The sequence below is a fragment of the Pseudomonas sp. Pme6b genome (assembly GCF_058129925.1).
The window spans coordinates 4,417,465-4,444,446 of sequence record NZ_CM176704.1 but is presented as its reverse complement, the minus strand read 5'-3'; the positions used below and the strand labels follow the sequence as shown (position 1 = coordinate 4,444,446).

The following is a 26,982-nucleotide window of genomic DNA, read 5'->3' as shown; positions in this document are numbered from 1 at the left end:
ACACCATGCGTGTAGGCCGCATAACTACTGGATCGTGACCGTTTGTCACCGATTTCTGTAGGTACTGGCGACAGGTTGCTGATTTTTGAGGGCGCGAACCCTATCACAAAAAAACGCTGCTGCAAGACCTGTCTGGCATGTGATGTGCTAAGCCGCGTCGGGTGTCGTGCGAGGCGGGCGGCGGTTGCTACACTCGCCTGCGACGCGGTGCCGCAACCCTTGTTTTGAATAACAACAATGGGTCAATCACAACAAGGGGAGGTTGCTTTGGAGCCACACACCTGGCATGTACTGATTGTCGAAGATGACCAGCGACTGGCCGAGCTGACCAGCGATTACCTGCACAACAACGGCCTGCGCGTAAGTATTGAGGGCAATGGCGCGCTGGCGGCAGCGCGAATCATTGCCGAACAGCCGGATCTGGTGATTCTTGACCTGATGCTGCCCGGCGAGGACGGTTTCAGTATCTGTCGCTCGGTACGTGACCGTTACGACGGGCCGATTCTGATGCTCACCGCGCGCACTGATGACACCGATCATATTCAGGGGCTCGATACCGGGGCTGACGATTTCGTCTGCAAACCGGTGCATCCGCGCGTGCTGCTGGCGCGTATTCATGCCTTGCTGCGCCGCAGTGAAGCGCCACAGGTGCCTGCTGCAGAGCTGCGGCGGCTGGTGTTCGGCCCGCTGGTGGTGGACAACGCCCTGCGCGAGGCCTGGCTGCGCGAGCAGAGCATCGAGCTGACCGGCGCCGAGTTCGACCTGCTGTGGCTGCTGGTGGCCAATGCCGGGCGCACGCTGTCCCGCGAGGAAATCTTCACTGCGCTGCGCGGTGTGGGTTATGACGGGCAGGATCGTTCTATCGATGTGCGTATCTCACGCATCCGCCCGAAAATCGGCGACGACCCCATCCACCCGCGTCTGATCAAGACCGTGCGCAGCAAGGGCTATCTGTTTGTGCCCGAAGCGGCGCAGGACATGAGCGGCCACGTGTTCAGCGGCTGACCTTATGAACTCGATCTTTCTGCGGATCTACGGCGGCATGCTCGGCGTACTGGTGCTGGTCGCGCTGCTTGGCGTGTTCGCCCTGCACGTGCTTAATCAGTCGCGCGGCGAGCAATACCGCGAACGTCTGGCCCACGGCACCTTTACGGTGATGGCCGACAATCTGGTGCCGCTCGATGGCATCGAACGGCGCCGCGCCCTGGCGATCTGGGAGCGCTTGCTGGGCATTCCCCTCAGCCTGCAAAGCATCGAGCAGGCTGGACTGGACAGCGGCGCGCGCGGTCGTCTGGCGCGTGGGCAGGTGGTGGTCGAGCAGATCGGCCCGCACGCCGCCAGGGTCTATCGTCAGTTGAGCGACAAGGAACCGCTGCTGCTGAGCGGCGAGGTGCAGCAGATCACCGAGCAACTGGCGCGAGCCACTATTTACCTGCTGATCGACGAGCTGGTGCGCTTTCCGGTCGATGAGCAACCGGCACGCCTGCAAGCCCTGCGCATCGACAAGGGCTTTGGTTTCGACTTGCATCTACTGGCGCTGGACCAGGCTGACCTGGACGATGACCAGCGCCGCCGCATCTATGAAGGCGACACGGTGATGGCGCTGGGCAAGGGCGGCGACTCGATCCGCGTGCTGGCCGGAATCGTCGACACCAACTGGGTGCTGGAAATCGGCCCGCTGTATCAGATGAACCCCTATCCGCTGCACTGGCTGCTGGTGATCGCCTTGATGGGCCTGTGTTTTATCGGTCTGGTGGTGTACTTGCTGGTGCGGCGTCTGGAGCGGCGCGTGTTGGAGCTGGAAGCTGCAGCGACGCAGATCGCCCAAGGCAGCCTGCAAACCCGCGTGCCGACCGAGGGTTCCGACTCGGTGGGGCGGGTGGCGGCGGCGTTCAACAGCATGGCCGAGCACCTGCAACGCTCGCTGATGATCCAGCGCGAGTTGGTGCGCGCGGTGTCTCACGAGCTACGCACGCCGGTTGCACGCTTGCGTTTCGGTCTGGAGATGGTCAGCGACGCCACCACTCCCGAGGCGCGGCGCAAATACATGCGCGGCATGGACAGCGATATTCAGGACCTCGACAAACTGGTCGATGAAATGCTCACTTACGCGCGCCTTGAGCAAGGCGCGCCGACCCTGAACTTCCAGCGTGTCGATCTGGATGCGCTGATCGATCAGGTGATCGCCGAACTGGCACCCTTGCGCGCCGATGTGCGGGTTTCACGGGGCGAATGTTTGACCTCTGAAGAGGGCGAAGCCGCCTGGGTCGAGGCAGAACCGCGTTATCTGCATCGTGCGGTACAGAACCTGGTGAGCAATGCGATGCGCCATGCGGAAAACGAGGTGTGTATCAGTTATCGACTGGAGGCGCAGCAGTGCCGTATCGATGTGGACGATGACGGTCCCGGCGTTCCGGAAGAGGCATGGGAGCAGATTTTCACGCCGTTCATGCGTATCGATGACAGCCGCACCCGAGCGTCAGGCGGGCATGGGCTGGGCCTGTCGATTGTGCGGCGGATCATCCATTGGCACGAAGGTCGCGCGCTGATCGGGCGCAGCGCCAGCCTGGGTGGCGCGTGTTTCAGCCTGTCCTGGCCGCGTACGCAGGTGCCGCGTTGAGTGCTCAGCTGTTCAGTGGTCCGCTTGAGCGCTTCGGGCAGACGTTGCTGGCGGCAGATGATTCGCGCCCTGATTCGCGCCCTGTAGTGGCGTTGTCTGATCTGCTGCAAGCCGAGCGGCTTGATCAGTTACTGCTGAGCATTTACGGGCCGCAGTTGATGCCCAGCCAATTGCCGGTGCTGGTGTCGCAATGGGCCAAGTTTTACTTCATGCAGGTTATTCCGCCGGTGCTGGTTGCCAGTCTGGTGCATGGCTGGCATTGGCCGTTGGCGTTGGAGCAGGTCGCACTGGCAGTGGATGAACGTGGCCTGCCGAATGGCGTTCGTTTGGCGGGTGAGGGAGAGGCCTGGCGGGGCATTCCGGCTGATCCGTTTCAACAGTTTGCCGGATTGCTTGATGACAATCTGCAGCCCTTTATTGCCGCATTGAGCGCCTATGGCGGGCTGCCCTGCGCGGTGTTGTGGAGCAGCGCGGGGGATTATCTGGAAGGCTGTCTTGTGCAACTGGCCACGTGCAGCACTGTGTCATTGGCGCCAGGGCTGGCGCTGTTGAGCGAGAGGAAAAGGCCGGATGGGCGGGCCAATCCTCTGTTTCAGGCGGTGCGTTATGTTGTGCAGGCGCAGGGTGATGAGCCGCGCAGGCAACGTCGTGTGTGCTGCCTGAGTCATCGGGTGGAGTGGGTCGGGCGTTGCGAGCATTGTCCGCTGCCCGGCTGATCAGCCTTCGACTGCGACCAGACTCAACAGATGATCACCCAGCACACTGAACTGGCCGTCGAGTTCCTTGCCTGCGTGCCATTCAGTGGACAGATCGATGAGCAGGCGCAAGCGCGCGCTGCCGTCGGCGGACCATTCAAGCAGTTGCGCGTCTTCAAAATAGAAGCGCTTTTGCACGATGGGATAGAGCGCCTTGAACAACGCTTCCTTGATCGAAAAGGTCAGGGTCACGCGCAGCGCGACTTGATCCTGCGCGCCTGCTGCCATGTCGGCCAGCTCGGCAGCCGTCAGAATTTCCCCGGCCAGTCGCGAGGCACGCTCATGGCTCAGCAGGTTTTCCGTGTCCAGCCCCAGTCCGCGCCATTGCCGCTTGTGCGCCACCACAGCGGCGGCCCAGCCGGTGCTGTGGGTGATCGAGCCACAGACATCAGCGGGCCAGGCTGGCGCACGGTCTTCACCCACAGCAGGAACATGCAGACGGCCATCCAGTTGGCGCATGGCTTCGCGGGCACAGAGACGACCGGCGAGGAATTCAGTCTGACGTTTGGCCACCGAACGCTGAATGCTCGCCGGCATTTGCAGCTCACAACGCTGAAAGTCGCCGTCGACCAGCTTGAGCGGATCGAACCGCCCACTGACCAGCACCGCGCCCGGCAGCGCATGCGGCAACGGCCAGTGCTGAACGAGTTCGGGGCAGCAGACGGGGAGGTCGGGTAATTGAGTCATGGGCGGCATTTTGCCGGGGGAACGGGTTTGAGGGAAGGGCACTGGTAACATCCGCGTCCTCTTGACGACGCAGAGCGTCGAGAACTGCATTCCCATGCTGGAGCGTGCGGAATGATCGTAACTATCGTGCGTCGCTCTGCGTCGCATGCCGTTCCGGACGCTCCGCGTCCTCTTGGCGACGCAGAGCGTCGCGACGTGCATTACCACGCTGGAGCGTGCGGAACGAGAATCCAGCTATCGTGCGACGCTCCGTGCAGAAGGAGCATCTGTTACTCAACCAAATATCTTCTTGAAGAACACCTGCATGTCTGACCAGGAGCTCTGGTCGGCAGCCTTGTCGTAGCCGATGTCCGGGCCGCCGTGGTCGCCGTGGCTCAGGCGGTCGGCGTCGGGGTTGGTGAAGCCGTGTTTGGCACCGTCGATGCTGACGAATTTGTAGTCTGCCTTGGCGTCGTCCATTTCCTTTTTGAACGCCGCAACGTTTTCAGCGGTGACCATGCTGTCCTTGGCGCCGTGCTCGACCAGCATCGGCACTTTGATGCCCGGTTTGGCCGGGGTATTGGTGACCAGTGCGCCGTGGAAGCTCACTACGCCCAGCAACGGTTCGCCGCGCCGCGCCGCGTCCAGCACGATCTTGCCGCCGAAGCAGTAACCGATCGCTGCAATTTTTTTCGGGTCGGTCTGAGGTTGCTTCTTCAATTGCTCCAGCCCGGCAGCAAAGCGCTTGTCAGCCGCATCGCTGTCCTTCAGCGCAGCCTGCATGAATGCCATCGCGTCCTTCGGGTGCTCGGTGTTCTTGCCTTCGCCGTACATGTCGATGGCCATGGCGCTATAGCCCAGTGCAGCCAGGTCGCGGGCGCGGCGCTTGGCGTAGTCGTTCAGGCCCCACCACTCGTGAACCACCAGAATACCTGGGCGTGGACCTTTTACCGCGTCGTCGTAAGCGTAGTAACCCACCAGTTTGGTTCCGTCGGCACTCTTGTAATCGATCTGCTCGGTCTTGATAGCTGCCTGAGCGAGTCCGGTCAGGCCCATCATGATCATTGCAATCCACACACGCATGGTCAGCTCCTTTTGATAGTTTGAGGTCGCAAACAACCATAGCCGATTCCGCTGCATCCGGTGTAGATGACTGTTCAGCGCCGGTTCATGGCGTGTTCAGTCGGGGTTCAGCCCGGCGCGATTACTGTTGGGCCGTACCTTGACAGCGTCCCCGAGCGCAAAAGGAGTCGATATGTTGAATCTCAACAAGTTTTTCCTGGCCTTGGCTTTTCTGGGTGGCAGCGCCGCAGCGCAGGCGGGCGATGGTCGGCTTGACGTGGCTCGTATCGAGTTCGGCAAGACCAGCGAAAGGCTTGATGACGCCAACAGCTGGGGGCATGCGCTCGGGGAACAGGCACATACCAATGTTTCTGTGGGCACACTTTATTCACCGCCGGTTTACGGCACCCTGACAGGGACTCACAATGGTGTGCCTGTCAGCCGCGAAATCCTGCTGGGCAGCTATGATGTGACACAACACGTGCCCGTCAGCGCCCGCCTGTTGAGTACTGATGCGACGATGTCGTTTCATTCTTTGTCTTGAGGCTGCGATTGTGCCTGGGAGAGCTGCATGAAGTTGTTGGTAGTTGAGGATGAAGCGCTGCTGCGCCACCACCTGCGAACCCGTCTGACCGAAGCGGGACATGTGGTGGAAGCGGTGGCCAACGCTGAGGAAGCGTTGTATCAGGTCACGCAATTCAATCACGACCTGGCCGTGATCGATCTGGGCTTGCCGGGCATCGGTGGGCTGGACCTGATTCGGCAGTTGCGCACAGTGGGCAAGGCGTTTCCGATTCTGATCCTGACCGCGCGCGGCAATTGGCAGGACAAGGTCGAAGGGCTGGCGGCCGGCGCTGACGACTACGTGGTCAAACCCTTCCAGTTCGAAGAACTGGAAGCGCGGCTCAACGCCTTGTTGCGGCGTTCCAGCGGCTTCATTCAGTCCACCATCACGGCTGGCCCGCTGCTGCTGGACCTCAATCGCAAGCACGCCGCGCTGGCTGAACAACCGCTGGCGCTGACCGCCTACGAATACCGCATCCTCGAATACCTGATGCTCCATCACCAGCAGGTAGTGCCCAAAGAGCGCCTGATGGAGCAACTGTATCCTGATGACGACGAGCGCGACCCAAACGTGATCGAAGTGCTGGTCGGCCGCCTGCGTCGCAAGCTGGACAGCAACGTGGCGTTCAAACCTATCGAAACCGTGCGCGGCATGGGCTACCTGTTCAATGAGCGCTGTACGTGATTCGTTCGCTTCGCCTGCGCCTGATGCTGGGTGCCGCCACTCTGGCGGTGATCTTCATGCTGCTGATGCTGCCTGCTTTGCAGGGGGCGTTCAGCCTGGCGCTGCGCGGGGCGATAGAGCAACGCCTGGCTTCCGACGTGACCACCATGATTTCTGCGGCGCGCGTCGAAGACGGCCATCTATTGATGCCGTCTGTGCTGCCGGGCGAACAGTTCAACCTGCCGGGCAGTCGTCTGCTGGGCTACATCTATAACCGCCAGGGGCAGATGGTCTGGCGCTCACTGTCCACCGAAGGCGAGAACATCGACTACCGCCCGCAGTATGACGGGCAGGGCAGCGAGTTCACCAAGATCAAGGGAATCAATGGCGATGAGTATTTCGTCTATGACGTCGAGATCCGGCTGCTCGGCGGGCGCAATGCCGCGTTCAGTATCGTCGCCGTGCAGCCCTTGCGCGGCTATCAGGAAACCATCGACGGTTTGCGCCGCAAGCTCTATCTGGGCTTTGGCGCAGCACTGGCGGTGCTGCTCGGGTTGCTGTGGATGGGCCTGACCTGGGGGTTGCGTGCCTTGCGCGGCTTGAGCCAGGAACTGGATCAGGTGGAAGCCGGCGTGCGCGACAGCCTGAGCGAGGAGCATCCCAGCGAACTGCTGCGTCTGACCGACTCGCTCAACCGCCTGCTGCGCAGCGAACGTGAACAGCGGATTCGTTACCGTGATTCGCTGGATGACCTGGCCCACAGCCTGAAAACACCGCTGGCGGTCTTGCAAGGGGTCAGCGAAAACATCGCCAAGCGCCCCGAAGATGTCGAGCAGGCGTGGGTGCTGCAATCGCAGATCGAGCGCATGAGCCAACAGATTGGCTATCAACTGCAACGGGCTAGCCTGCGCAAGAGCGGTCTGGTGCGGCACCATGTCATGCTGCGGCCTGTGGTCGAAAGCCTGTGCAACACACTCGACAAGGTGTATCGCGACAAACAGGTCAAGGCCACGCTGGACCTGCCGGAGCATTGTCAGGTGCACATGGAAGAGGGCGCGTTGCTGGAAATGCTCGGCAACCTGCTGGAAAACGCCTATCGGCTATGCCTGAGCGAAGTACGCGTGAGCTTTACCCGCTCAGCGGACGGCGATGAACTGTGCATCGAAGACGACGGCCCCGGCGTCCCGCAAAGCCAGCGTGCGCGCATTCTTGAACGTGGCGAACGCCTGGACCGCCAGAACCCTGGGCAAGGCATTGGTCTGGCGGTGGTCAAGGACATCATCGAAAGCTACGGCGCACAACTGACCCTGGGCGATTCCCCGCTGGGCGGCGCGGCGTTCAGGATTCATTTCCTGGCGCAGTGAGGGTGTGTTCGTCCAGTGTCAAGAGCGGACGCAGAGCGTCCAGAACAGCATGCCAACGCGGAGCATTGGCACGATAGTGTTATCACACCTGTCGTTCCTCACGCTCCAGCGTGGGAATGCCGTGCGTGACGCTCTGCGTCACACCTCTGCGCGTCACCAGGTACTCCAGTCACCACAGAAAGACGGCGGATACCCGCCACTGTGTGCCCATTTTTCCCACCATACGGCGGAAAACCGCCACGTCTTTTTCGGATTGCGTCTACCGTTACCCGTCTGCGCCTTGTAATGCGGGTTTTTGATGGCTATTTGATTCTATGGCACGCCTATTGCTATCTACATGGCAGAGGCCTGCCTTGCGCAGCTCGACAAAACAAATCCCTCCAGTGCAGGAGGGTTAGCGCTTTATAGGCTCGCGTGCATCAGGTGAAGATGCCGACGACGCCCTTGAGGAAAACTGCAATGACGACTCGTCAGCCCATCTACAAATCCCTCTATTTTCAGGTAATCGTTGCGATTGTCATCGGTATCCTGATCGGTCACTTCTACCCGGACACCGGCAAGGCTCTAAAGCCGCTGGGTGACGGGTTTATCAAACTGATCAAGATGGTTATCGCGCCGATCATCTTCTGTACCGTCGTCAGCGGCATCGCCGGCATGCAGAACATGAAGTCGGTCGGCAAGACCGGCGGTTATGCGCTGCTGTACTTCGAGATCGTTTCGACCATCGCTCTGCTGATCGGTCTGATCGTGGTCAACGTGGTTCAGCCGGGTGCCGGCATGAACATCGACGTCAGCACGCTCGACGCATCCAAGATCGCGGCTTACGTCACTGCCGGCCAGGATCAGAGCATCGTCGGCTTCATCCTCAACGTGATTCCGAACACCATCGTCGGCGCGTTTGCCAACGGCGATATCCTGCAAGTCCTGATGTTCTCGGTGATCTTCGGCTTCGCCCTGCATCGTCTGGGTTCGTACGGCAAGCCGGTTCTGGACTTCATCGATCGCTTCGCCCACGTGATGTTCAACATCATCAACATGATCATGAAGCTGGCGCCCATCGGTGCGTTCGGTGCCATGGCCTTCACCATCGGTGCCTACGGCGTAAGCTCGCTGGTGCAGCTGGGTCAGTTGATGATCTGCTTCTACATTACTTGCGCGCTGTTCGTGGTGCTGGTGCTGGGTGCCATCTGCCGCGCTCACGGTTTCAGCGTCTTCAAGCTGATTCGTTACATCCGTGAAGAGCTGTTGATCGTACTGGGTACTTCCTCGTCGGAATCGGCCCTGCCACGCATGCTGATCAAGATGGAGCGTCTGGGCGCCAAAAAATCTGTCGTGGGTCTGGTTATCCCGACGGGTTACTCGTTCAACCTCGACGGTACGTCGATCTACCTGACCATGGCTGCCGTGTTCATCGCTCAGGCGACCAACACGCACATGGACATCACCCACCAGATCACTTTGTTGCTGGTGTTGCTGCTGTCCTCCAAGGGTGCTGCTGGCGTAACCGGTAGCGGCTTCATAGTTCTGGCTGCAACCCTGTCGGCTGTCGGCCACCTGCCGGTTGCCGGTCTGGCGCTGATTCTGGGTATCGACCGCTTCATGTCCGAAGCCCGCGCCCTGACCAACCTGGTCGGTAACGCTGTTGCCACTGTTGTGGTTGCCAAGTGGGTCGGCGAGCTGGACACCGACAAGCTGCAGTCCGAGCTGACTTCCGGTGGCTCTGCCATTTTGGAAACCCGTCCTGAAGACGACCTCGGCGTTGCCGAAGGCCCGACTCCAGCCGGTGCGGTGAATACCACCAAAACCGTCTGATTAACCGTCAGGCCATAAAAAACCCATCTTCGGATGGGTTTTTTTATGCCTGTCGTTTGTCTGGGGAGTTATTCCGTGCGCGTCTCGCCGCTGAACACCAATGGCTCGCGGCAGCGGCGGCAAAGGTAGCGCCGGCCCTTGCGAACCATGCTGTGACGCTGGGCAGTGAACGGAAAGTCGCTGTCCGGGCAAGGGCAGCGGTAGATGTAACGGATCACGCTGCGTCGCTTGACGGCGTAGGTGTGGCAGCGGTTGGGTGGCAGTTCATAGACGCCGCGCATGATCAGTTGCCATTCTTCGCCATGTGGCTGGATGCTGCCGCCAAACAGCTGGTGGGCAATCAGGTGCGCGACTTCGTGCGGCACGGTCTGGCGCAGGAAGTCTTCGGCGTTTTCCTTGTAGAGCTGCGGATTGAAGCGCAGCAGGTTTTCGTGCAGGTGAGCGACACCAGCCTTCTGGCCGCGCAACTGGAAACTGACCACTGGGCGTTTGAAGGTGCGCTTGAAGAAGGTTTCGGCTTGTTGGTAACAGGTTTCAACGCGTGAATTGAGTTGGTCGGGCATGCTTTAGGATTCTCCAGTGCGCCAAGTATGCCGCAATGTGACTACGCTCTGAAAATGCTGGCCGCCCGGTGGTCGTTTTTGATCAAGGGCGATTGCCAGTCTGAACAGCACGCGCGCGGCATATTTAACCAAAGGTCGGTTATAGGTAAAATGCCCGGCTTTTCTCAAGCTACCGTCAGCGGATATTTCCATACATGGGCACCCTTTCAGTCAATCAGAACAAACTGCAGAAACGTCTGCGTCGGCTGGCCGGCGAGGCGGTTGCCGACTTCAACATGATCGAAGAGGGTGACAAGGTCATGGTCTGCCTGTCCGGCGGCAAGGACAGTTACACCATGCTCGATGTGCTGATGCACTTGCAGAAAGTCGCGCCGATCAAATTCGACATCGTGGCCGTCAACATGGACCAGAAGCAGCCTGGCTTCCCCGAGCACGTGCTGCCTGCGTATCTGAAAGAGCTGGGTATCGAGTACCACATCGTCGAGAAAGACACGTATTCAGTGGTCAAGGAATTGATTCCTGAAGGCAAGACGACCTGTTCGCTGTGTTCACGGCTGCGTCGTGGCACGCTGTATACCTTCGCTGATGAAATAGGTGCTACCAAGATGGCACTGGGGCATCATCGAGACGATATCGTCGAGACGTTCTTCCTCAACATGTTTTTCAACGGCTCGCTCAAGGCCATGCCACCCAAGCTGCGTGCCGACGATGGCCGTAACGTGGTGATTCGTCCATTGGCGTATTGCCATGAAAAGGACATTCAGGCCTATTCAGACCTTAAACAGTTTCCGATCATCCCGTGCAACCTCTGCGGCTCTCAGGAGAACCTGCAACGTCAGGTGGTCAAGGACATGTTGATCGACTGGGAGCGCAAGACACCGGGTCGCACGGAAAGCATCTTCCGCGCCCTGCAGAACGTACAGCCCTCGCAACTGGCTGATCGCAACCTGTTCGACTTCAGCAACCTGCGCATCGACGAAACCGCTGCGTCGCGGTTCGTCAATGTGGTGAATATCTGACGGTGCTCAGTGGTTGACGGTGAACGCCAGCATGGCTGACAGCTGGCACATCGGCCGACCGCTTTCTGCGTGCCATTGGTTGAAGACGTCCTGCACAATCGCCTGATCGCGTTTGCTGGTAGGCACGCGGTCGACGATATCCTGCGCGTTCAGCGCGGCCACCACGTCCCAGGTCGGAATGAAGGTGTCCTTGCCGATCATGCGCAGAAAGCGTGGCGCTGACAGTCCGCCCATCTGGTTGCCGTGTTTGGCAATGTACTGCCACAAGCCGGTGATGTTATCGACCGGCCACTCGGCGATGAATTTGCCGAAACTGCCGTGCTCCTGTTCGATGTCCAGAACCAGCTGTGCATTGCGCGGCACGCTCTTGAGTTTGCCCAGGTGGCGGATGATGCGCGCATCCTGCATCAGCCGCTCCAGGTGATCAGCCCCCATCAGCACGACTTTTTCCGGGTCGAAGCGGAAGAAGACCTCCTCGAACGCCGGCCATTTAGAGTCCACCAGACTGTGTTTCAGGCCTGCACGAAACACGCGCAGGGCCATGGTCGACAGATAGCGGTCGGCGCTGATGGCTTGCAGTTGTTTCGGTGTCTTCGGGGTGGGCAGGTGGGCTTCCAGTGCTTTGGCGGAGCCGAATCGATTCAGGCAATACTCGTTCAGCCATTTGTAGTCTTGCATCGGTTCTCCAAAGAAATTCAACAGGCAGGTCAAGGGTTCAGACCGACCCTTGCGCTGCAAGTTTGCGATTTAACTGAAAGCGTCAGACCACGCCCTGCCGATTCAGCTGCGTGTTGTGTCCAGCTGCAAGGCGGTTTTGGCCAGGCGCTGGCCCAGTGCACGGCACAGGTCAGTCTCATGGCGGTCCAGCGCGCGCTTGCCATCGGCACCGGCGTGATGACTGGCACCATAAGGCGTGCCACCCCCTGCGGTTTCCAGCAGCGCCGATTCGCTGTAGGGCAGACCCATGATCAGCATGCCGTGGTGCAGCAACGGCAGCAGCATCGACATCAGCGTGGTTTCCTGGCCGCCGTGCAGACTGGCAGTGGAGGTGAAGACGCCTGCGGGTTTGCCGACCAGTGCGCCGGTCAGCCAAAGGTTGCTGGTACCGTCGAGAAAGTATTTCAGCGGGGCGGCCATGTTGCCGAAGCGCGTCGGGCTGCCCAGCGCCAGGCCTGAGCAGTTTTTCAGGTTGTCGAGGGTCGCGTACAGCGCGCCGTTTTCCGGGATCTCAGGGGCGGTCGCTTCGCAGTCGGCGGAAACGGCAGGAACGGTGCGCAGCCGAGCTTCCATGCCGCCCAGCTCGATACCGCGGGCAATCTGCCGGGCCATTTCGCTGGTGGAACCGTTGCGGCTGTAATAGAGGACCAGAATGTAAGGTGTGCTCACGGCAGCAGCTCCAGGATGTTCTCGGGTGGGCGGCCAATCACAGCCTTGTCGCCAGCGACCAGAATCGGCCGCTCGATCAGTTTGGGGTGCGCGGCCATGGCGGCGATCAGTTGCTCGTCGCTCAGGCTCGGGTCGGCCAGGTTGAGTTGCTTGTAATCGTCTTCGCCGGTACGCAACAGTTGCCGGGCAGTGATGCCCAGCTTGCCGAGCAGGTCACGCAAACGCTCTGCGTCGGGCGGGGTTTCCAGGTACAGGACGATATCGGGCGTCAGGCCGCGGGCCTGAAGCAGTTCCAGCGCGCCGCGGGATTTGCTGCAGCGCGGGTTGTGATACAGCGTCAGATCGGTCATTTGCACGTCGCATCTTGTGTGGGGTGGCGTATTCTAACCAGCGATGGCACTGTCCGACATATCGAATGGTCAATAGTCGTAGCCTGGATATAAGTGATTGCAGGTTGAACGGGGCGAGGAAGGAAACAAATGGCAAGGCGATTAACAGCAGCAGTGATACTTTTCGGCAGCTTGCTGCTCAGCGGATGTGGCGTGGACCTGGGCACTGACCAGAACGGCCAGAAGGTGGCCAGCGAGCGAATCAAGGGGCATTGGCTGGTGGTGAACTACTGGGCCGAATGGTGTGGCCCGTGCCGTACCGAGGTGCCGGAATTCAACGCATTGTCCGAACAGCTCAAGGACAAGAAGGTCACGGTGCTGGGTGTCAACTTTGACAACCTGCAGGGCGATGAGTTGAAAAGCGCTGCCAACGCACTGGGTATCAAATTCACCGTGCTGGCTCAGGACCCTGCCGAGCAGTACAGCCTGCCGCCCTCCGAAGCGCTGCCGGTGACCTACATCATCGACGACAAGGGCAAGATGCGCGAGCAACTGCTCGGTGAGCAGTCAGCCGCCACCGTGATCCAGAAGCTCAAGGCATTGCGCGGGGAGGGGTGATCGGATCGATTTTCGACGCTCTGCGCCGTAACGAGGACGCGGAGCGTCCAGAACGGCATGCGACGCGGAGCGCCGCACGATAGTGCAATGCGCGAGCAGTCGGCTGTTATCCAGGCGTTGCGCGGGGCGTCGCAGGATAGTGATCGTTCCCTACGCTCCAGCGTGGGAATGCAGTTCTAGACGCTCTGCGTCGCAAGTTACGCGGAGCTTCGGATCAGCTATCTTCCAGCCAGAAGCGCAGCGGCTTGCCTTGGGCTGGCCACAGGCGCAGTTGCTCGATGGGCGAGATGTCCCAGCGTTGCACGCTGCTGATGGCTTTGATGAAGCGTTGTTCCTGCTCCATCAGCGCGGGGGCGCACATCTTGCGGGTTTTGCCCACCGGACCGAAACTGATGCTGTGATCGTTCAGCGTATAGGGCGCAAACCAGTGGTTGCAGCCCGCATTGCCATACGCACGGCCATCGGCACCCAGCGTCATGGTCAAGCGACTGTTATCGATCAGCGGACGTTCGCCTATCCACTCCGTTACATAACTGTGATCCTGCTGGATCGGCAGCGGGTCAGCGGTACAACCGGCCAGCAGCGCGCCGCCGATCAGGCTCAGGAGCGCAAACTGTTTCATGCCGCTTTCTCCTGGCACTTCTTGCAGAGGTGCTTCTCGCCTTCGGTTTTCCAGCCCAGCTCCGCGATGCGCGCGATGGCGGCAGGTTTCTGCGCCTTGACGCCCAGCTTGCTCTCTACCATGAACTCGAAGTTCAGTTCGGCGGCGCAGCTGTCGCAATTCACTTTCCACTGATGAATCGCCAACTCATCGAACACCGGACCTTTGGCCACTGCAATCCATTGGCCCGGCGGGTTGATCAGGTGCCGGACTTTCTCGACGGTCAGGCGCATGTGCAGGCTTTTGCTGCCTTTGATCGTCACCAGCAACTGGTCGTTGTCATGAATCGAGCCGCCGTTACCGGTGACTTGATAGCGACCGGGTGCCAAAGTGCGGCATTCGGTCAATGTGTGCTGCGGGTTGAGCATGCTGTAGCGAAAATCGTGTTCGACCATGGGTCCTCCAAAATTGCGCGCATCCTATCATGCTCCACGCCTTCAGGATCGGACGCCGGGCACCCGCACCAGCATTGCTGCGCTGGAGTGTGAGGAGCGAACGGTGCCATCACGCGGTCACCCGTGCCTCGGCTTCCAGACGAATGATGGCTTTGTCCAGATCGTCCAGAGCCGCTTCGGTGTGCGCGGCGTTCTGCTTGAGCAGGGTCTCGGCGCGTTGACAGGCGGTGCGCAGTTGCGGGACGCCGCAGTAGCGCGTTGCGCCGTGCAGACGGTGAATGCGCTCGATCAACGCCTGTACATCCTGGTTGGCCCGCGCCACACGGATGGCCTCGCGGTCGGCGGCCAGCGAGGCCAGCAGCATGGCCAGCATGTCGGCGGCTAGATCCGCCTTGCCCGCAGCCAAGCGCAGCCCTTCCTCATGATCGAGCACCAGCGGCCCGACGTGCACGTCAGGTGCTTCGTTCTGGCGTTCCGGCGCCGGGTTGCGCAGTGCCAGCCCCGTCCACTTGAGGACCACCTGCGCCAGCTGTCGCTCGCTGATCGGTTTGGTCAGGTAGTCATCCATGCCACTTTGCAGCAGCGAGCGTTTTTCATTGGCCATCGCGTGGGCGGTAAGTGCCACGATCGGCAGTGAGCTCTGGTTGCGTTCAGCTTCCCAGGCACGAATCGCCTCGGTGGCCTGACGCCCGTCCATACCGGGCATCTGCACGTCCATCAACACCAGATCGAACGCTTCCTGCTGCACCGCATTGACCGCTGCATAGCCGCCCTCGACGGCCACGACTTCTGCGCCCATGTCTTCGAGCAGGGTCTGCACCAGCAGCAGGTTGGCCGGGTTGTCATCTACGCACAGCACCCGCGGCGCGCGGCTCGACAACGGCGGACCAATGTCGGCGCGGATCGCCCGCGGCGCGATCAGTTCGGACAGCGCTTTTTGCAGTTTGCGGGTACAGGCGGGCTTGGCCTGCAATTGCGTGTAGACATCGTGGACCGCCAACTGGAACAGCGCGTGCTCGGTGGTCGGGCACAGCACCATGACTTTGCAGTTGAGGTTTTCCAGGTCCCAGATGTGCTGGCGCAGCCGTTCCGGGGAAATTTCCAGCGCCGTCACGCCGAGCACCGCCAGATCGATAGCCAACGGGGTCTCGTGCGCCGCCGTCACCCCGTTGAGCAGATTTTCCAGGTTGTTGAACACGATGGTTTGTAGGCCGCAGTCTTCCAACTGATGCTCCAGCGCCTGCCGCGCCAGGTCATGGTGTTCAAGCACTGCTGCGCGTAGCCCTCCCAGCGGGATATTGAACGATTCTTCCTTGTCTTCGCGGGCCTTGGGCAGTTTCAGGCTGATCCAGAATTCCGAACCTTCGCCCGGCGTGCTGTCGACACCGATTTCGCCGCCCATCTGTTCGATCAGGCGCTTGGAAATCACCAGACCCAGACCCGTGCCGCCCGGCTGGCGGGAGAGCGAGTTGTCGGCCTGGCTGAACGCCTGGAACAGCGCCCGCACATCCTGACTGGACAGGCCGATGCCGGTGTCCTGCACGCTGATGCGCAATTGCGCGTGCTCTTCGGTTTCGTCTTCAAGCATGGCACGGGCGACGATGGTGCCTTCGCGGGTGAATTTGATCGCGTTGCTGACCAGGTTGGTCAGAATCTGCCGCAGGCGCAACGGGTCGCCGGACAGCGCCAGTGGTGTATCGCGGTACACCAGACTGACCAGTTCCAGCTGTTTGGCATGCGCCGCCGGGGCGAGGATGGTCAAGGTGTCCTGCAGCAGATCACGCAGGTTGAACGGGATGTTGTCGAGCACCAGCTTGCCAGCCTCGATCTTCGAAAAGTCGAGAATCTCGTTGATGATGCTCAACAGGTTGTCGGCCGACTTCTCGATGGTGCCCAGGTAGTCGAACTGACGCGGCGTCAGCTCGCTTTTTTGCAGCAAATGGGTGAAACCCAGAATGCCATTGAGCGGCGTGCGGATTTCGTGGCTCATGTTGGCCAGGAATTCGGACTTGATCCGGCTTGCTTCAAGGGCTTCCTTGCGCGCCAGGTCCAGCTCGATGTTCTGGATTTCGATGGTTTCCAGATTCTGGCGTACATCCTCGGTCGCCTGATCGATGCTCAGTTGCAGCTCTTCCTGCGCGTTCTGCAAGGTCGCCGCCATGCGATTGATGCCTGACGCCAGTTCGTCCAGCTCCCGACTGCCCAGCGGCGGCAGGCGGGTTTCGAGATTGCCGTCCTTGAGCTGCGACACTGCCTGTTTGATCTGGCTCATCGGCCCGTTGATGGTGCGGCTCATGCGTACTGCAAGAGTCGCGGTGCAGGCCAGCCCGGTCAGGATCAGCAGCAGGCTGGCAAACAGGCTTCGATAGCCGCGCAACAGCGTGCCGTTATGGGATATTTCAAGTTCGACCCAGCCCAGCAGGGTGTCGGCTTCGGCCGGAATGATCGGGCTGGTCAGGTGGCGTTGATTGCCGAATACCGGGAGCAAATAACGCGTGGCGTCGGTGCCGGTCGAATTGAGCAACTGCGAGCCGCTGCCAATCGGCGAAGGGCTGATCATGGTCGGTCCGGCGTGGGCCAGTGGCGTGCGATCGACGTCGAGAAACGACACGGCGCGCACGTCGGTCTGCTCCAGGGTCTGGGTCGCGATGCGGCTTAGCAGGACCTTGTCCTTGCGCCCCAATGCGTTGGCGGCCAATGGTGCCAGATCCTGGGCGATCATTTCGCCGCGTTGCAGCAACTGGCTTTGCAGTTCGCTCAACTGCATCCAGGTGAAATAACCACCAAGCATTGCGGCCATCAGGCTGGCAGGCAAAATAGTCAGTAGCAGCACACGGCCTTTTATACCCAGCTTGGTCAGCACGCTCGTTCTCCGGCAACACGTATCAGTCCGTCGATATCAGGCATCGGCTGCCTGGCTGTATCGGCACAAGGGGTTGAGTTTAGCCATTTACCGCCAGCATGGGCCACCTAACTCTCTGTGCAGGGCTAGGCCGCAGTGGAAAAAACAGTGTTTATTCTTTTTGGGAATAAGCAGCGCACTTTGCGTGATATGGGCTTTGGCCGTTTGCCGTTATGATAGGCACCCCCCGCAGTCTGGATTGCGAAGACGCCATGACCCTGCAGTATCAAACCATTGCCGATTGCGTCGGCAACACTCCGCTGGTGCGTCTGCAACGCATGGCGGGTAATACCAGCAATACCCTCCTGTTGAAGCTTGAAGGTAATAACCCCGCTGGCTCGGTAAAAGACCGTCCGGCCCTGTCGATGATCACCCGTGCCGAGTTGCGCGGCCAGATCCATCCGGGTGACACGCTGATCGAAGCCACTTCCGGCAATACCGGGATCGCACTGGCCATGGCCGCAGCGATAAAGGGTTACCGGATGATTCTGATCATGCCGGACAACTCCAGTGCCGAACGCAAGGCCGCGATGACCGCCTACGGTGCCGAGCTGATTTCGGTCAGTAAGGACGAGGGCATGGAAGGTGCCCGTGATCTGGCCGAGCGCATGCAGGCCGAAGGCCGCGGCAAGGTGCTCGATCAATTCGCCAATGGCGACAATCCCGAGGCGCATTACACGTCCACCGGTCCGGAAATCTGGCGGCAGACGGGCGGTACCGTGACCCATTTCGTCAGCTCGATGGGCACCACCGGCACCATCATGGGCACCTCACGCTACCTCAAGGAGCAAAATCCCGAGGTGCAGATCGTCGGTCTGCAACCGATGGAGGGCGCTTCGATCCCCGGTATTCGCCGCTGGCCGCATGAATACCTGCCGAAAATCTATCAGTCGGACCGTGTCGACCGCATCATCGACATGGGCCAGACCGAGGCCGAAGACACCATGCGCCGACTGGCGCGCGAAGAAGGCATCTTCTGTGGTGTGTCGTCCGGCGGCTCGGTCGCTGGGGCACTGCGCATTTCCCGTGAAGTAGAAAATGCCGTGATTGTGGCGATCATCTGTGACCGAGGCGACCGCTACCTGTCGACCGGCATCTACGATTCGCCCAACTGATGGCCAAACATGAACGAGGTCTGCGCTTTCAGCCCACGGGCGGCGTCAAGACCGTGCAGATTCCTGCCGGTAAAAAACAGCGGCTGACTATCGAGCGCCTGTCCGATGACGGTCGCGGTATCGCTTTTCTTGACGGCAAGACCTGGTTTGTCGCTGGCAGTCTGGCGGGCGAGGAGGTCGAGGCGCGGGTGCTAAATGCGCGCGGCAAGGTCGTCGAGGCGCGCACCGAGCGGGTCTTCAACGCCAGCACCATGCGTCGCGCTCCGGCCTGTGAGTATTTCGGTCGCTGCGGCGGCTGCAGTGTTCAGCATGTGCCCCACGAAGAACAGCTTGCCCTGAAACAGCGCATGCTCGCCGAGCAATTGTTGCGCGTGGCGAATGCTGTGCCGGATGAATGGGCGGCACCTTTGAGCGGTGCCGAGCTGGCCTATCGCCGACGCGCGCGGGTCGCGGTTCGCTGGGATGCCAAGGCCAAAAGGCTGGACGTGGGGTTCCGCGCAGCCGCCAGTCAGGACATCGTCAGCATCGAACACTGTCCGGTGCTGGTACAGGCCTTGCAACCCATCATGAATGAGTTGCCTGGCATGCTGAAAAACTTCAGCAAACCGCAGGCGCTGGGTCACGTCGAGCTGTTCAGTGGGGTTGCGACTGCCGTGTTGTTGCGCCACACCGCGCCGCTTGCCGAGGCCGACCTGGCGCTGTTGCAGGCGTTTTGCTCCAAGCACGGCGCGCAGCTGTGGCTGCAGGGCGACGGCGAGCCCCAACCGGCCAGCCCCGGCGATACGCTGGGCTACCGGCTGGAGCCGTGGAACCTGCAACTGGCCTGGCGACCGGGAGATTTCATTCAGGTCAACGCGGCGGTTAACACCGCGATGATCGAGCAGGCTCTGCAATGGCTGGCGCCTGCCAAAGATGAACGGGTAATGGACCTGTTTTGCGGTCTGGGCAATTTTGCCTTGCCACTGGCGGGTCTGGCGAAGGAAGTGGTGGCGGTCGAAGGCGTTGCGACCATGGTCGAGCGTGCAGCCGTGAACGCAATGAGTAATGATCTGCACAATGTGCAGTTTTTTCAGGCGGATCTTTCCCAGCCGCTGACACACGCCGACTGGGCGGCGGAAGGGTTTTCTGCGGTACTCTTGGACCCACCGCGTGACGGGGCCTTTGAAGTGGTTCGCCAGATCAGAAAAACGGGTGCCCGGCGACTGCTTTATGTTTCATGCAACCCGGCAACTTTGGCTCGTGACACGGTCGAACTGATCAGTCAGGGCTACCGATTAAAACGTGCCGGAATCCTCGATATGTTTCCACAGACGGCGCATGTCGAGGCGATGGCTTTATTTGAAATGAGTAAGTGAGCAGCGTTCACTGGATCGAGGTCGCTGCTGACAGGGAACCTCATTTAATCCGACTGGCCCGCGAATGCCGGTCCTTGCTTGCCCGGCAAGTGGCATTCGCTCAGAAGGCTGGCGACTGATGGCGCTATTCATCGCGCCGTAGGGAAGGTAAGCAGCATGGTACAGGTGAGAGCGAACCAGCCGATAAACACAGACGGCAGTATCAATCTCGACGCGTGGCTCGATCATATTGTCAGCGTCGACCTGGTCCTGGACCGGGAAGTCATGAAACAGGCCTGTGAGTTTGCCCGGCAAGCCGAGCAGAACGACAAGGCCCACAAGAATCACTGGGCAGAGGGCACCTCCAGTTTCCAGACCGGTCTGGAAATCGCGGAGATCCTCGCTGACCTCAAGCTGGATCAGGACTCGCTGGTTGCGGCGGTCATTTACCGCGGCGTGCGTGAAGGTGTCATCCCTTTGCCGGAAGTCGAGCAGCGTTTCGGCGCGACGGTCGCCAAACTGATCGACGGCGTGCTGCGCATGGCCGCGATCAGCGCCAGTCTCAGCCCTCGTCAATCTCTGGTGCTAGGCAGTCAGGCGCAGGTCGAAAACCTGCGCAAGATGCTCGTGGCGATGGTCGACGACGTTCGCGTTGCGCTGATCAAGCTGGCCGAGCGCACTTGCGCGATTCGTGCGGTAAAGAACGCCGACGACGAGAAACGCAACCGTGTGGCCCGGGAAGTCTTCGACATCTACGCGCCGCTGGCCCATCGTCTGGGTATCGGGCATATCAAGTGGGAGCTGGAAGACCTTTCTTTCCGCTACCTGGAGCCTGATCAGTACAAGCAGATCGCCAAGCTGCTGCATGAGCGCCGGCTGGACCGCGAGCGCTTCATCAGCGATGTCATGTCCCAGCTCGACAACGAACTGCAAGCCACCGGCGTGACGGCTGACATCAGTGGCCGAGCCAAACATATCTATTCCATCTGGCGCAAAATGCAGCGCAAAGGCCTGGCATTCAGCCAGATCTATGACGTGCGCGCGTTGCGTGTACTGGTCCCGGAAATGCGCGATTGCTATACCGCGCTGGGCATTGTGCACACCTTGTGGCGGCATATTCCCAAAGAGTTCGACGATTACATCGCCAACCCCAAGGAAAATGGCTATCGCTCGCTGCACACAGCGGTCATCGGGCCGGAAGGCAAGGTACTGGAAGTGCAGATACGCACCCACGCCATGCACGAAGAGGCCGAACTGGGCGTTTGCGCGCACTGGCGTTATAAAGGCACTGACGTCAAATCTGGCTCCAATCATTACGAAGAGAAAATTTCCTGGCTGCGTCAGGTACTTGAGTGGCATGAAGAGCTGGGTGACATTGGTGGCCTGGCAGATCAGCTGCGGGTTGATATCGAGCCTGACCGGGTCTACGTCTTCACCCCTGACGGCCACGCCATCGACCTGCCCAAGGGTGCGACACCGCTGGACTTTGCCTATCGGGTGCACACCGAAATCGGCCATAACTGCCGTGGTGCGAAGATCAACGGCCGCATCGTACCGCTCAACTACAGCCTGCAGACCGGCGAGCAGGTCGAGATCATCACCAGCAAGCACGGCACGCCGAGCCGTGACTGGCTGAACTCCAACCTCGGTTACATCACGACCTCGCGGGCGCGCGCCAAGATTGTTCACTGGTTCAAATTGCAGGCCCGCGACCAGAACGTTGCGGCCGGTAAAACCCTTATCGAACGCGAACTGGCGCGCCTTGCATTGCCGCAGGTCGACTTCGACAAGCTGGCGGACAAGGCCAACCACAAGACCGCCGACGACATGTTTGCCGCCTTGGGCGCGGGTGATCTGCGTCTGGCGCAACTGGTCAATCTGGCTCAGCAGGAGGTTGAACCTGATCGCGTCAATGAACAGCTGGAACTGATCCCGCGCAAGGCTACGGGCTACAAGCCTGGCAAGCGTGGCGATATTCAGATTCAGGGCGTTGGCAACCTGATGACACAGATGGCCGGTTGCTGCCAGCCGCTGCCGGGCGATGCGATTGTCGGTTACATCACCCAGGGCCGTGGCGTCAGCATTCACCGTCAGGATTGCGCTTCGGTGCTGCAACTGGGTGGTCGCGAGCCCGAGCGGATCATTCAGGTCAGCTGGGGGCCGGTGCCGGTACTCACGTATCCGGTGGACATCATCATTCGCGCCTACGACCGTTCCGGCCTGCTGCGTGACGTCACCCAAGTGCTGCTCAACGAGCGTATCAACGTACTGGCGGTCAACACCCGTTCGAACAAGGAAGACAACACAGCGCTCATGTCGCTGACCATCGAGATTCCGGGTCTGGACGCGCTGGGACGGTTGCTGGGGCGTATTTCCCAGTTGCCGAACATCATTGAAACTCGCAGGAACAGGACGCCATAAGCGTTGCCTGCGCTCACAGGGAGCCCCATGTATACAGTTCAAGACCTGCTGAACCTCATGGCCCGGCTGCGTGATCCGCAGTCTGGCTGCCCGTGGGACCTGAAGCAGACCTACGCCAGCATCGTGCCGCATACGCTGGAAGAAGCCTACGAAGTGGCCGATGCCATCGAGCAGGGCGACCTCGACCATCTGAAGGGCGAACTGGGAGACCTGCTGTTTCAGGTGGTCTTCTATGCTCAGTTGGCCAAGGAAGAAGGCCGGTTTGAATTCGACGACGTCATCGACGGTATTACCCGCAAGTTGCTGCGTCGCCATCCGCACGTGTTTCCGACCGGCGAGTTGTACGCGCCGGCAGAAACGCCGTGCCTGACCGACGAGCAGGTCAACCAGCGCTGGGACGAGATCAAGGCCGAGGAACGTGCCGAAAAGTCTGGCGCCCCCGAGCAGTTGTCGCTGCTCGATGACGTGCCGGTGGCCTTGCCTGCGTTGAGTCGTGCCGCCAAACTGCAGAAGCGCGCTTCGCAGGTCGGCTTCGACTGGCCTGCAGCGTTGCCGGTGGTCGACAAGGTACGTGAAGAACTCGATGAAATTCTCGAAGCCATGGTCGACAATGACGCCGAAGGCATTGCCGAGGAAGTCGGCGATCTGCTGTTCAGCGTCGTGAACCTGGCCCGGCACCTTAAAGTTGACCCGGAAACTGCGCTACGCTCGGCCAATAGCAAGTTCGACAGACGCTTCCGATTCATTGAACAGGCCTTGCGCCACATCCAGCGTCCTATCGAAGCGTGCTCGCTCGAAGAAATGGACGCATTGTGGGGTGAAGCCAAACGTCAGGAAAAGAGCACACCCGGCTGCGGCTGAGTGTGCGGTAACGGTATAAGTGAGTAGACAATGAGCCTTTCCCTTCGCGATCAGTTGCTCAAGGCAGGTCTGGTCAACCAAAAGCAGGCCAAGCAGGTCGGCAAAGAAAAGCAGAAAGAGCAGCGTCTGGTGCACAAGGGTCAGGCCCAGGCCGACGACTCGCAAAAGCGCGCGGCTCAGGAAGCCATGGCCGAGAAGGCCAAGCGTGACCAGGAGCTGAACCGTCAGCAGCAGGAGAAGGTCGAGCAGAAGGCCCGTGCTGCTCAGGTCAAACAACTGATCGAGGTGTCGCGTCTGCCCAAGCTGATTACCGAGGATTACTACAACTTCGTTGACGACAAGAAGGTCAAGCGGATCTCGGTCAACGCGTTGGTGCGCAACAAGCTCAGCAGCGGTTCGCTGGCCATCGTTCACCACGGTGGCGGTTACGAGATCATTCCGCGTGAGGCTGCGCTGAAGATCCAGGAGCGCGACCCGCGCCGTATCGTGTTGCTCAGCACCCCGACCGAAGCGCCAGATGCCGACGATCCGTACGCTGCGTATCAGGTGCCTGACGACCTGATGTGGTAACGCGCTGACCGGTCAAAACAAAACCCGCATTCAGCGGGTTTTGTCGTTTATTGTTCTGGGTGGTTGCGGTTCAGGGAAGTCGCTTAGTGGTTGCCCTGGCTTTCCAGTGCTTCCAGCTCTTCCTTGTAGCGTAGAGCATCGGACTCTACGTGGAACATACCGACAAGTTGGTCCTGTTGATGCACGTCCCAGATCTGGATGCCGTCGGCAACGGCTTCGTGAGAGAGGTGGGCGTCGTCGCGTTCAGTAACTCTGACAGTCATAGTAGTAAGCTCCTGACTTTGATGGCCTGAATGGTTAGGCCTCTGGATACTGCGGCGATGTGTCGCAGGACTCTTTTATAGAATTTGTTAGCTGCCTAAGTAAATAGCCTGTTCAGGTTCCCGAGTGAGCAAAAAATGGTCGTTTGCCTACAGCCCTTGCATGGCGAGGCTTGCAGCTTGGTTGCGGCAAAGTGAAGGATTTTTCATGTGCCTTTAGCGGTGCAAAAAGATGACGCGGAGCGTCAAGAACGGCATTCCCACGCGGAGCGTAGGGAACGATAGGTGTCCGTATAGCGCGAGGTTCGGCGTCGGCACTCCGTAGGGCGCGCCAGGGGTCCGGGAGAGCACCGCCACTATCGTGCGATGCTCTGCGTCGGCATGCCGTTCTGGACGCTCTGCGTCCTCTTGTTTGCAGCCAATAAAAAGCCCCGCTAATAAGCGGGGCTCTGTATGGCAAGCGGTCAGGGCAATCAGCTGCCTTTGACGGCCTTGCCGTTCACGGTGCCGTCGAGCAGCACGATGTTGTATTCCTTACCGTCGGTTTCGACCTGTTGCAGGCGCACTAGCAGGTAATCCCAGTCCTTGGCGAACCACAGCACGGTGGTGCGCTTGCTTTGCGTCGGGTCACGCACGCGCTCGACCTTGATCGCATCGACCTGGCCAGTCTTGGTGGTAACCTTTTCCGAGCCCAGTACGCGGAAGTCGTAGGTGTCTACTTCATCACCGTCGACCACCTGGTAGCTCATGCTCTTCTTGCCATCAGCGATGTCGTGTTGCAACGCCAGCTGATACGTGGACTTGTCGAGGATGCCACGGTTGAGCGGCAGCTTGATCGCATCGCCACGGTCGGTGCCGGTGACGAACTTGGTGTTCCAGTCGAACGCCAGATCAACCTTCTTGGATTTGCCCAGGCCGCTGCGCTCGAAGCTGTAGGTCTGTGGCAGCAAGGTTTCCTTGTCGACCTTCAGTGTGCTGACTTCCGTCAGGCTGGCAATCATCATCGAGGCCTTGAAGCTCAGGGTCCAGGTGCCATTGGCTCCTGCTTCCAGGCTGCGTTCAGCCGTGCCGCTCATGGGCAGCTGTTTCCAGTCGGCGGTGTAGCTGGCGGAGAAGGGTTGAAGTTCTGCGGCCTGTACGGCAGGCAATGCGAGCAGAGCGAAAGCGAAGAGCAGAGCGCGACGCATAATATCTCCTAATGTCGAATCAGATGGCCGCTGGCCGGGAGTAACTGGCTATCCAGTAACGCACCTTGTTCACCAAGGCTCAGTCGGCCCTCGGCAAACCAGCGAATGGCCAGTGGGTAAATACGGTGCTCTTGAACATGAACCCGTTGCGCGAGCGTTGTGGGCGTGTCGTGCAACTGTACCGAAATAACTGCCTGTACGACCAGTGGGCCGCCATCGAGTTCCTCGGTGACGAAATGCACGCTGCAGCCATGCTCGGTGTCACCAGCTTCCAGCGCACGCTTGTGCGTGTGCAAGCCTTTATAACGCGGCAGCAGGGAAGGGTGAATATTCAGAAGGCGGCCATGGAAGTGGCGCACGAAGCCTGCGCTGAGAATGCGCATGAATCCGGCCAGTACCACCAACTGTGGCTGGAAAGTGTCGATCAGTTCGATCAGCGCTGCATCGAAGGCTTCACGGCCTTCGTAGGCAGTGTGATCCAGCACGCAGGCTTCGATGCCTGCGTCCCTGGCGCGTTGCAGGCCGAACGCATCGGCGCGGTTGGACATCACCGCGCGGATACGGACCGGGCTGGACCCGTCCTTGAAACTGTCGATCATCGCTTGCAGGTTGCCGCCGGTGCCGGACAGCAGCACCACGACATCGCAGATGGCTGGCATCAATGCGCCTTGAGGTTTTTCAGCTCGACTTGTGCTGCACCTTCGGCAGCAGTGGCGATCTGACCGATCACCCATGGCTGCTCGCCAGCTTCGCGCAGAACCTTCAGCGCGGCTTCAACGTGTTCCTGAGCAACGCAGATAACCATGCCCACGCCGCAGTTCAGCACGCGGTGCATTTCGTTTTCAGCGACGTTGCCTTGCTGCTGCAGCCAGTCGAAAACGGCCGGACGCTGCCAGCTGGCGACGTCGACAACGGCCTGAGCGCCCTGCGGCAGAACACGCGGGATGTTGTCGAGCAGGCCGCCACCGGTGATGTGGGCCATGGCCTTGACCGCGCCGGTTTCCTTGATCAGCTTGAGCAGCGGCTTGACGTAGATGCGGGTGGGTGCCATCAGCAGCTCGGTCAATGGCTTGCCGTCCAGCTGGATGCTTTCGATATCGGCACCGGCCACTTCGATGATCTTGCGGATCAGCGAATAACCGTTGGAGTGCGGGCCGGACGATGGCAGAGCGAGCAGGGCATCACCGGCAGCGACTTTCGAACCGTCGATGATCTCGGCCTTTTCCACGACGCCGACGCAGAAGCCAGCCAGGTCGTAGTCTTCGCCTTCGTACATGCCCGGCATTTCAGCGGTTTCGCCGCCGACCAGCGAGCAGCCAGCCAGTTCGCAGCCAGCGCCGATGCCGGTGACGACCTGGGCAGCGGTGTCGACGTTCAGCTTGCCGGTGGCGTAGTAATCGAGGAAGAACAGCGGCTCTGCACCGCAGACCACCAGGTCATTGACGCACATGGCGACCAGATCGATGCCGATGGTGTCGTGCTTGTTCAGGTTCAGGGCCAGACGCAGCTTGGTGCCCACGCCGTCAGTGCCGGAAACCAGGACCGGTTGCTTGTAGCCGGCCGGGATTTCGCAGAGGGCGCCGAAGCCTCCCAGGCCGCCCATGACTTCCGGACGCTTGGTGCGCTTGGCGACGCTCTTGATGCGTTCGACCAATGCTTCACCGGCGTCGATGTCTACACCGGCGTCTTTATAGCTCAGGGAGGGTTGCTTGCTCATAGAAAATCCAGGCCTTTAGGGGGGATTCGGAGGTATCGACCGCTGCGTTGGGACCCGTTCAGCACCGCGCTGTCATGCGGTGGTAATGTTGGGCCGTGGCGATTGCCGGTCTGCGAAGGCGCGCGATTTTATCAGGC

General features: G+C 60.2%; 27 protein-coding genes. 14 read left to right on the top strand and 13 right to left on the bottom strand.

Translation table 11 applies throughout. The annotated features are described in order from the left end of the window. Nucleotides 1-237: 237 nt before the first annotated feature. Genes AC4ANE_RS20165 through fhuF form a run of 3 tightly spaced genes read left to right on the top strand, consistent with a single transcriptional unit; the run spans nt 238 to nt 3,336 of the window. Nucleotides 238-1,005: a response regulator gene (locus AC4ANE_RS20165; RefSeq protein ID WP_031597245.1), complete on the top strand. Its 768-nt coding sequence runs from the start codon at nt 238-240 to the stop codon at nt 1,003-1,005. 4 nt (nt 1,006-1,009) lie between these two features. Then, a complete protein-coding gene (locus AC4ANE_RS20160) occupies nt 1,010-2,620 on the top strand; it encodes an ATP-binding protein (RefSeq protein ID WP_002554634.1) in 1,611 nt (536 codons plus the stop codon). Next, nucleotides 2,578-3,336 carry a siderophore-iron reductase FhuF gene (gene fhuF, locus AC4ANE_RS20155; protein WP_002554633.1) on the top strand — a complete coding sequence of 253 codons (759 nt, stop codon included), beginning with the start codon at nt 2,578-2,580 and terminating at the stop codon, nt 3,334-3,336. Before AC4ANE_RS20160 ends, fhuF begins: the two co-directional genes overlap by 43 nt. Here the strand turns inward: fhuF and AC4ANE_RS20150 are convergent, their stop codons facing one another. Together AC4ANE_RS20150 and AC4ANE_RS20145 are read right to left on the bottom strand one after the other, a co-directional pair. Continuing rightward, complete coding sequence (locus tag AC4ANE_RS20150) at nt 3,337-4,062, bottom strand: 4'-phosphopantetheinyl transferase family protein (RefSeq protein ID WP_002554632.1); 726 nt, start codon at nt 4,060-4,062, stop codon at nt 3,337-3,339. It abuts the gene before it with no gap. Nucleotides 4,063-4,335: 273 nt separating this feature from the next. Next, entirely contained in the window at nt 4,336-5,124 is a 789-nt protein-coding gene (locus tag AC4ANE_RS20145) for a dienelactone hydrolase family protein (RefSeq protein WP_002554631.1), read from the bottom strand. Nucleotides 5,125-5,296: 172 nt separating this feature from the next. Here AC4ANE_RS20145 and AC4ANE_RS20140 point away from each other — a divergent pair, with 172 nt between their 5' ends. The 4 genes from AC4ANE_RS20140 to AC4ANE_RS20125 all read left to right on the top strand — a co-directional run bounded on the left by AC4ANE_RS20140 (nt 5,297) and on the right by AC4ANE_RS20125 (nt 9,507). Next, entirely contained in the window at nt 5,297-5,647 is a 351-nt protein-coding gene (locus AC4ANE_RS20140) for a hypothetical protein (RefSeq protein WP_002554630.1), read from the top strand. 27 nt (nt 5,648-5,674) lie between these two features. After that, entirely contained in the window at nt 5,675-6,352 is a 678-nt protein-coding gene (locus tag AC4ANE_RS20135; RefSeq protein WP_002554629.1) for a response regulator, read from the top strand. Further along, on the top strand, nt 6,349-7,695 hold the full coding sequence (locus AC4ANE_RS20130) for an ATP-binding protein (protein ID WP_002554628.1): 1,347 nt from the start codon (nt 6,349-6,351) through the stop codon (nt 7,693-7,695). The genes AC4ANE_RS20135 and AC4ANE_RS20130 overlap by 4 nt, the downstream gene beginning before the upstream one ends. Before the next feature lie 459 nt (nt 7,696-8,154). Further along, entirely contained in the window at nt 8,155-9,507 is a 1,353-nt protein-coding gene (locus AC4ANE_RS20125) for a dicarboxylate/amino acid:cation symporter (protein ID WP_002554627.1), read from the top strand. Nucleotides 9,508-9,575: 68 nt separating this feature from the next. On the opposite strand, the gene AC4ANE_RS20120 is transcribed toward AC4ANE_RS20125, so the two are convergent. After that, complete coding sequence (locus tag AC4ANE_RS20120; RefSeq protein WP_002554626.1) at nt 9,576-10,070, bottom strand: SprT family zinc-dependent metalloprotease; 495 nt, start codon at nt 10,068-10,070, stop codon at nt 9,576-9,578. Nucleotides 10,071-10,264: 194 nt separating this feature from the next. Between AC4ANE_RS20120 and ttcA the strand changes: the two genes are divergently transcribed. Then, nucleotides 10,265-11,089 carry a tRNA 2-thiocytidine(32) synthetase TtcA gene (gene ttcA / locus AC4ANE_RS20115; RefSeq protein ID WP_002554625.1) on the top strand — a complete coding sequence of 275 codons (825 nt, stop codon included), beginning with the start codon at nt 10,265-10,267 and terminating at the stop codon, nt 11,087-11,089. A gap of 6 nt (nt 11,090-11,095) precedes the next feature. Here the strand turns inward: ttcA and AC4ANE_RS20110 are convergent, their stop codons facing one another. From AC4ANE_RS20110 to arsC, 3 genes are all read right to left on the bottom strand, one after another. Continuing rightward, nucleotides 11,096-11,767 (bottom strand): DNA-3-methyladenine glycosylase I, encoded by a 672-nt coding sequence (locus tag AC4ANE_RS20110; protein ID WP_002554624.1) that lies wholly within the window; start codon nt 11,765-11,767, stop codon nt 11,096-11,098. A 102-nt stretch (nt 11,768-11,869) separates the two neighbouring features. After that, the gene (gene wrbA / locus AC4ANE_RS20105; RefSeq protein WP_031597249.1) at nt 11,870-12,475 is read right to left on the bottom strand and encodes an NAD(P)H:quinone oxidoreductase; all 606 of its coding nucleotides are present in this window, start codon (nt 12,473-12,475) and stop codon (nt 11,870-11,872) included. Continuing rightward, nucleotides 12,472-12,825, bottom strand: a complete 354-nt coding sequence (arsC, locus tag AC4ANE_RS20100) for an arsenate reductase (glutaredoxin) (RefSeq protein WP_002554622.1) — start codon at nt 12,823-12,825, stop codon at nt 12,472-12,474. Before arsC ends, wrbA begins: the two co-directional genes overlap by 4 nt. Before the next feature lie 129 nt (nt 12,826-12,954). Between arsC and AC4ANE_RS20095 the strand changes: the two genes are divergently transcribed. Then, complete coding sequence (locus tag AC4ANE_RS20095; RefSeq protein ID WP_002554621.1) at nt 12,955-13,422, top strand: TlpA disulfide reductase family protein; 468 nt, start codon at nt 12,955-12,957, stop codon at nt 13,420-13,422. Nucleotides 13,423-13,636: 214 nt separating this feature from the next. On the opposite strand, the gene AC4ANE_RS20090 is transcribed toward AC4ANE_RS20095, so the two are convergent. From AC4ANE_RS20090 to AC4ANE_RS20080, 3 genes are all read right to left on the bottom strand, one after another. Then, nucleotides 13,637-14,044: an META domain-containing protein gene (locus tag AC4ANE_RS20090; protein WP_002554620.1), complete on the bottom strand. Its 408-nt coding sequence runs from the start codon at nt 14,042-14,044 to the stop codon at nt 13,637-13,639. Next, nucleotides 14,041-14,478: a hypothetical protein gene (locus AC4ANE_RS20085; protein WP_002554619.1), complete on the bottom strand. Its 438-nt coding sequence runs from the start codon at nt 14,476-14,478 to the stop codon at nt 14,041-14,043. Before AC4ANE_RS20085 ends, AC4ANE_RS20090 begins: the two co-directional genes overlap by 4 nt. Before the next feature lie 109 nt (nt 14,479-14,587). Further along, on the bottom strand, nt 14,588-17,341 hold the full coding sequence (locus tag AC4ANE_RS20080) for a response regulator (RefSeq protein WP_031597663.1): 2,754 nt from the start codon (nt 17,339-17,341) through the stop codon (nt 14,588-14,590). A gap of 251 nt (nt 17,342-17,592) precedes the next feature. Between AC4ANE_RS20080 and cysM the strand changes: the two genes are divergently transcribed. The 5 genes from cysM (at nt 17,593) to AC4ANE_RS20055 (ending at nt 23,681) form a co-directional block, all read left to right on the top strand. Further along, nucleotides 17,593-18,495, top strand: coding sequence for a cysteine synthase CysM (gene cysM, locus AC4ANE_RS20075; protein WP_002554618.1), 903 nt, complete (start codon nt 17,593-17,595; stop codon nt 18,493-18,495). Then, nucleotides 18,495-19,850, top strand: coding sequence for a 23S rRNA (uracil(1939)-C(5))-methyltransferase RlmD (gene rlmD / locus AC4ANE_RS20070; RefSeq protein ID WP_031597665.1), 1,356 nt, complete (start codon nt 18,495-18,497; stop codon nt 19,848-19,850). Before cysM ends, rlmD begins: the two co-directional genes overlap by 1 nt. Before the next feature lie 156 nt (nt 19,851-20,006). Then, nucleotides 20,007-22,250, top strand: a complete 2,244-nt coding sequence (gene relA, locus AC4ANE_RS20065) for a GTP diphosphokinase (protein ID WP_002554616.1) — start codon at nt 20,007-20,009, stop codon at nt 22,248-22,250. Nucleotides 22,251-22,277: 27 nt separating this feature from the next. Then, on the top strand, nt 22,278-23,111 hold the full coding sequence (mazG, locus tag AC4ANE_RS20060) for a nucleoside triphosphate pyrophosphohydrolase (RefSeq protein WP_002554615.1): 834 nt from the start codon (nt 22,278-22,280) through the stop codon (nt 23,109-23,111). A gap of 30 nt (nt 23,112-23,141) precedes the next feature. After that, complete coding sequence (locus tag AC4ANE_RS20055; RefSeq protein WP_002554614.1) at nt 23,142-23,681, top strand: DUF2058 domain-containing protein; 540 nt, start codon at nt 23,142-23,144, stop codon at nt 23,679-23,681. An 83-nt stretch (nt 23,682-23,764) separates the two neighbouring features. Here the strand turns inward: AC4ANE_RS20055 and AC4ANE_RS20050 are convergent, their stop codons facing one another. The 4 genes from AC4ANE_RS20050 to purM all read right to left on the bottom strand — a co-directional run bounded on the left by AC4ANE_RS20050 (nt 23,765) and on the right by purM (nt 26,845). Then, complete coding sequence (locus AC4ANE_RS20050; RefSeq protein ID WP_002554613.1) at nt 23,765-23,944, bottom strand: hypothetical protein; 180 nt, start codon at nt 23,942-23,944, stop codon at nt 23,765-23,767. 470 nt (nt 23,945-24,414) lie between these two features. Next, nucleotides 24,415-25,128 (bottom strand): DUF3108 domain-containing protein, encoded by a 714-nt coding sequence (locus AC4ANE_RS20045; RefSeq protein WP_002554612.1) that lies wholly within the window; start codon nt 25,126-25,128, stop codon nt 24,415-24,417. Between the two features lie 8 nt (nt 25,129-25,136). After that, nucleotides 25,137-25,787, bottom strand: a complete 651-nt coding sequence (gene purN, locus AC4ANE_RS20040; RefSeq protein ID WP_460408482.1) for a phosphoribosylglycinamide formyltransferase — start codon at nt 25,785-25,787, stop codon at nt 25,137-25,139. After that, on the bottom strand, nt 25,787-26,845 hold the full coding sequence (gene purM / locus AC4ANE_RS20035; protein ID WP_002554610.1) for a phosphoribosylformylglycinamidine cyclo-ligase: 1,059 nt from the start codon (nt 26,843-26,845) through the stop codon (nt 25,787-25,789). The genes purN and purM overlap by 1 nt, the downstream gene beginning before the upstream one ends. Nucleotides 26,846-26,982: the final 137 nt, after the last annotated feature.

What these genes read in the sequence shown, in the direction of transcription:
- rlmD (WP_031597665.1), top strand. Translation starts at nt 18,495, where the DNA reads ATGGCCAAACATGAACGAGGTCTGCGCTTTCAGCCCACGGGCGGCGTC.
- AC4ANE_RS20110 (WP_002554624.1), bottom strand. Translation starts at nt 11,767, where the DNA reads ATGCAAGACTACAAATGGCTGAACGAGTATTGCCTGAATCGATTCGGC.
- AC4ANE_RS20085 (WP_002554619.1), bottom strand. Translation starts at nt 14,478, where the DNA reads ATGGTCGAACACGATTTTCGCTACAGCATGCTCAACCCGCAGCACACA.
- AC4ANE_RS20050 (WP_002554613.1), bottom strand. Translation starts at nt 23,944, where the DNA reads ATGACTGTCAGAGTTACTGAACGCGACGACGCCCACCTCTCTCACGAA.
- purN (WP_460408482.1), bottom strand. Translation starts at nt 25,787, where the DNA reads ATGCCAGCCATCTGCGATGTCGTGGTGCTGCTGTCCGGCACCGGCGGC.
- arsC (WP_002554622.1), bottom strand. Translation starts at nt 12,825, where the DNA reads ATGACCGATCTGACGCTGTATCACAACCCGCGCTGCAGCAAATCCCGC.
- AC4ANE_RS20045 (WP_002554612.1), bottom strand. Translation starts at nt 25,128, where the DNA reads ATGCGTCGCGCTCTGCTCTTCGCTTTCGCTCTGCTCGCATTGCCTGCC.
- AC4ANE_RS20055 (WP_002554614.1), top strand. Translation starts at nt 23,142, where the DNA reads ATGAGCCTTTCCCTTCGCGATCAGTTGCTCAAGGCAGGTCTGGTCAAC.
- AC4ANE_RS20160 (WP_002554634.1), top strand. Translation starts at nt 1,010, where the DNA reads ATGAACTCGATCTTTCTGCGGATCTACGGCGGCATGCTCGGCGTACTG.
- AC4ANE_RS20145 (WP_002554631.1), bottom strand. Translation starts at nt 5,124, where the DNA reads ATGCGTGTGTGGATTGCAATGATCATGATGGGCCTGACCGGACTCGCT.
- AC4ANE_RS20120 (WP_002554626.1), bottom strand. Translation starts at nt 10,070, where the DNA reads ATGCCCGACCAACTCAATTCACGCGTTGAAACCTGTTACCAACAAGCC.
- relA (WP_002554616.1), top strand. Translation starts at nt 20,007, where the DNA reads ATGGTACAGGTGAGAGCGAACCAGCCGATAAACACAGACGGCAGTATC.
- AC4ANE_RS20150 (WP_002554632.1), bottom strand. Translation starts at nt 4,062, where the DNA reads ATGACTCAATTACCCGACCTCCCCGTCTGCTGCCCCGAACTCGTTCAG.
- AC4ANE_RS20125 (WP_002554627.1), top strand. Translation starts at nt 8,155, where the DNA reads ATGACGACTCGTCAGCCCATCTACAAATCCCTCTATTTTCAGGTAATC.
- AC4ANE_RS20140 (WP_002554630.1), top strand. Translation starts at nt 5,297, where the DNA reads ATGTTGAATCTCAACAAGTTTTTCCTGGCCTTGGCTTTTCTGGGTGGC.
- purM (WP_002554610.1), bottom strand. Translation starts at nt 26,845, where the DNA reads ATGAGCAAGCAACCCTCCCTGAGCTATAAAGACGCCGGTGTAGACATC.
- AC4ANE_RS20135 (WP_002554629.1), top strand. Translation starts at nt 5,675, where the DNA reads ATGAAGTTGTTGGTAGTTGAGGATGAAGCGCTGCTGCGCCACCACCTG.
- AC4ANE_RS20095 (WP_002554621.1), top strand. Translation starts at nt 12,955, where the DNA reads ATGGCAAGGCGATTAACAGCAGCAGTGATACTTTTCGGCAGCTTGCTG.
- mazG (WP_002554615.1), top strand. Translation starts at nt 22,278, where the DNA reads ATGTATACAGTTCAAGACCTGCTGAACCTCATGGCCCGGCTGCGTGAT.
- cysM (WP_002554618.1), top strand. Translation starts at nt 17,593, where the DNA reads ATGACCCTGCAGTATCAAACCATTGCCGATTGCGTCGGCAACACTCCG.
- AC4ANE_RS20165 (WP_031597245.1), top strand. Translation starts at nt 238, where the DNA reads ATGGGTCAATCACAACAAGGGGAGGTTGCTTTGGAGCCACACACCTGG.
- ttcA (WP_002554625.1), top strand. Translation starts at nt 10,265, where the DNA reads ATGGGCACCCTTTCAGTCAATCAGAACAAACTGCAGAAACGTCTGCGT.
- AC4ANE_RS20090 (WP_002554620.1), bottom strand. Translation starts at nt 14,044, where the DNA reads ATGAAACAGTTTGCGCTCCTGAGCCTGATCGGCGGCGCGCTGCTGGCC.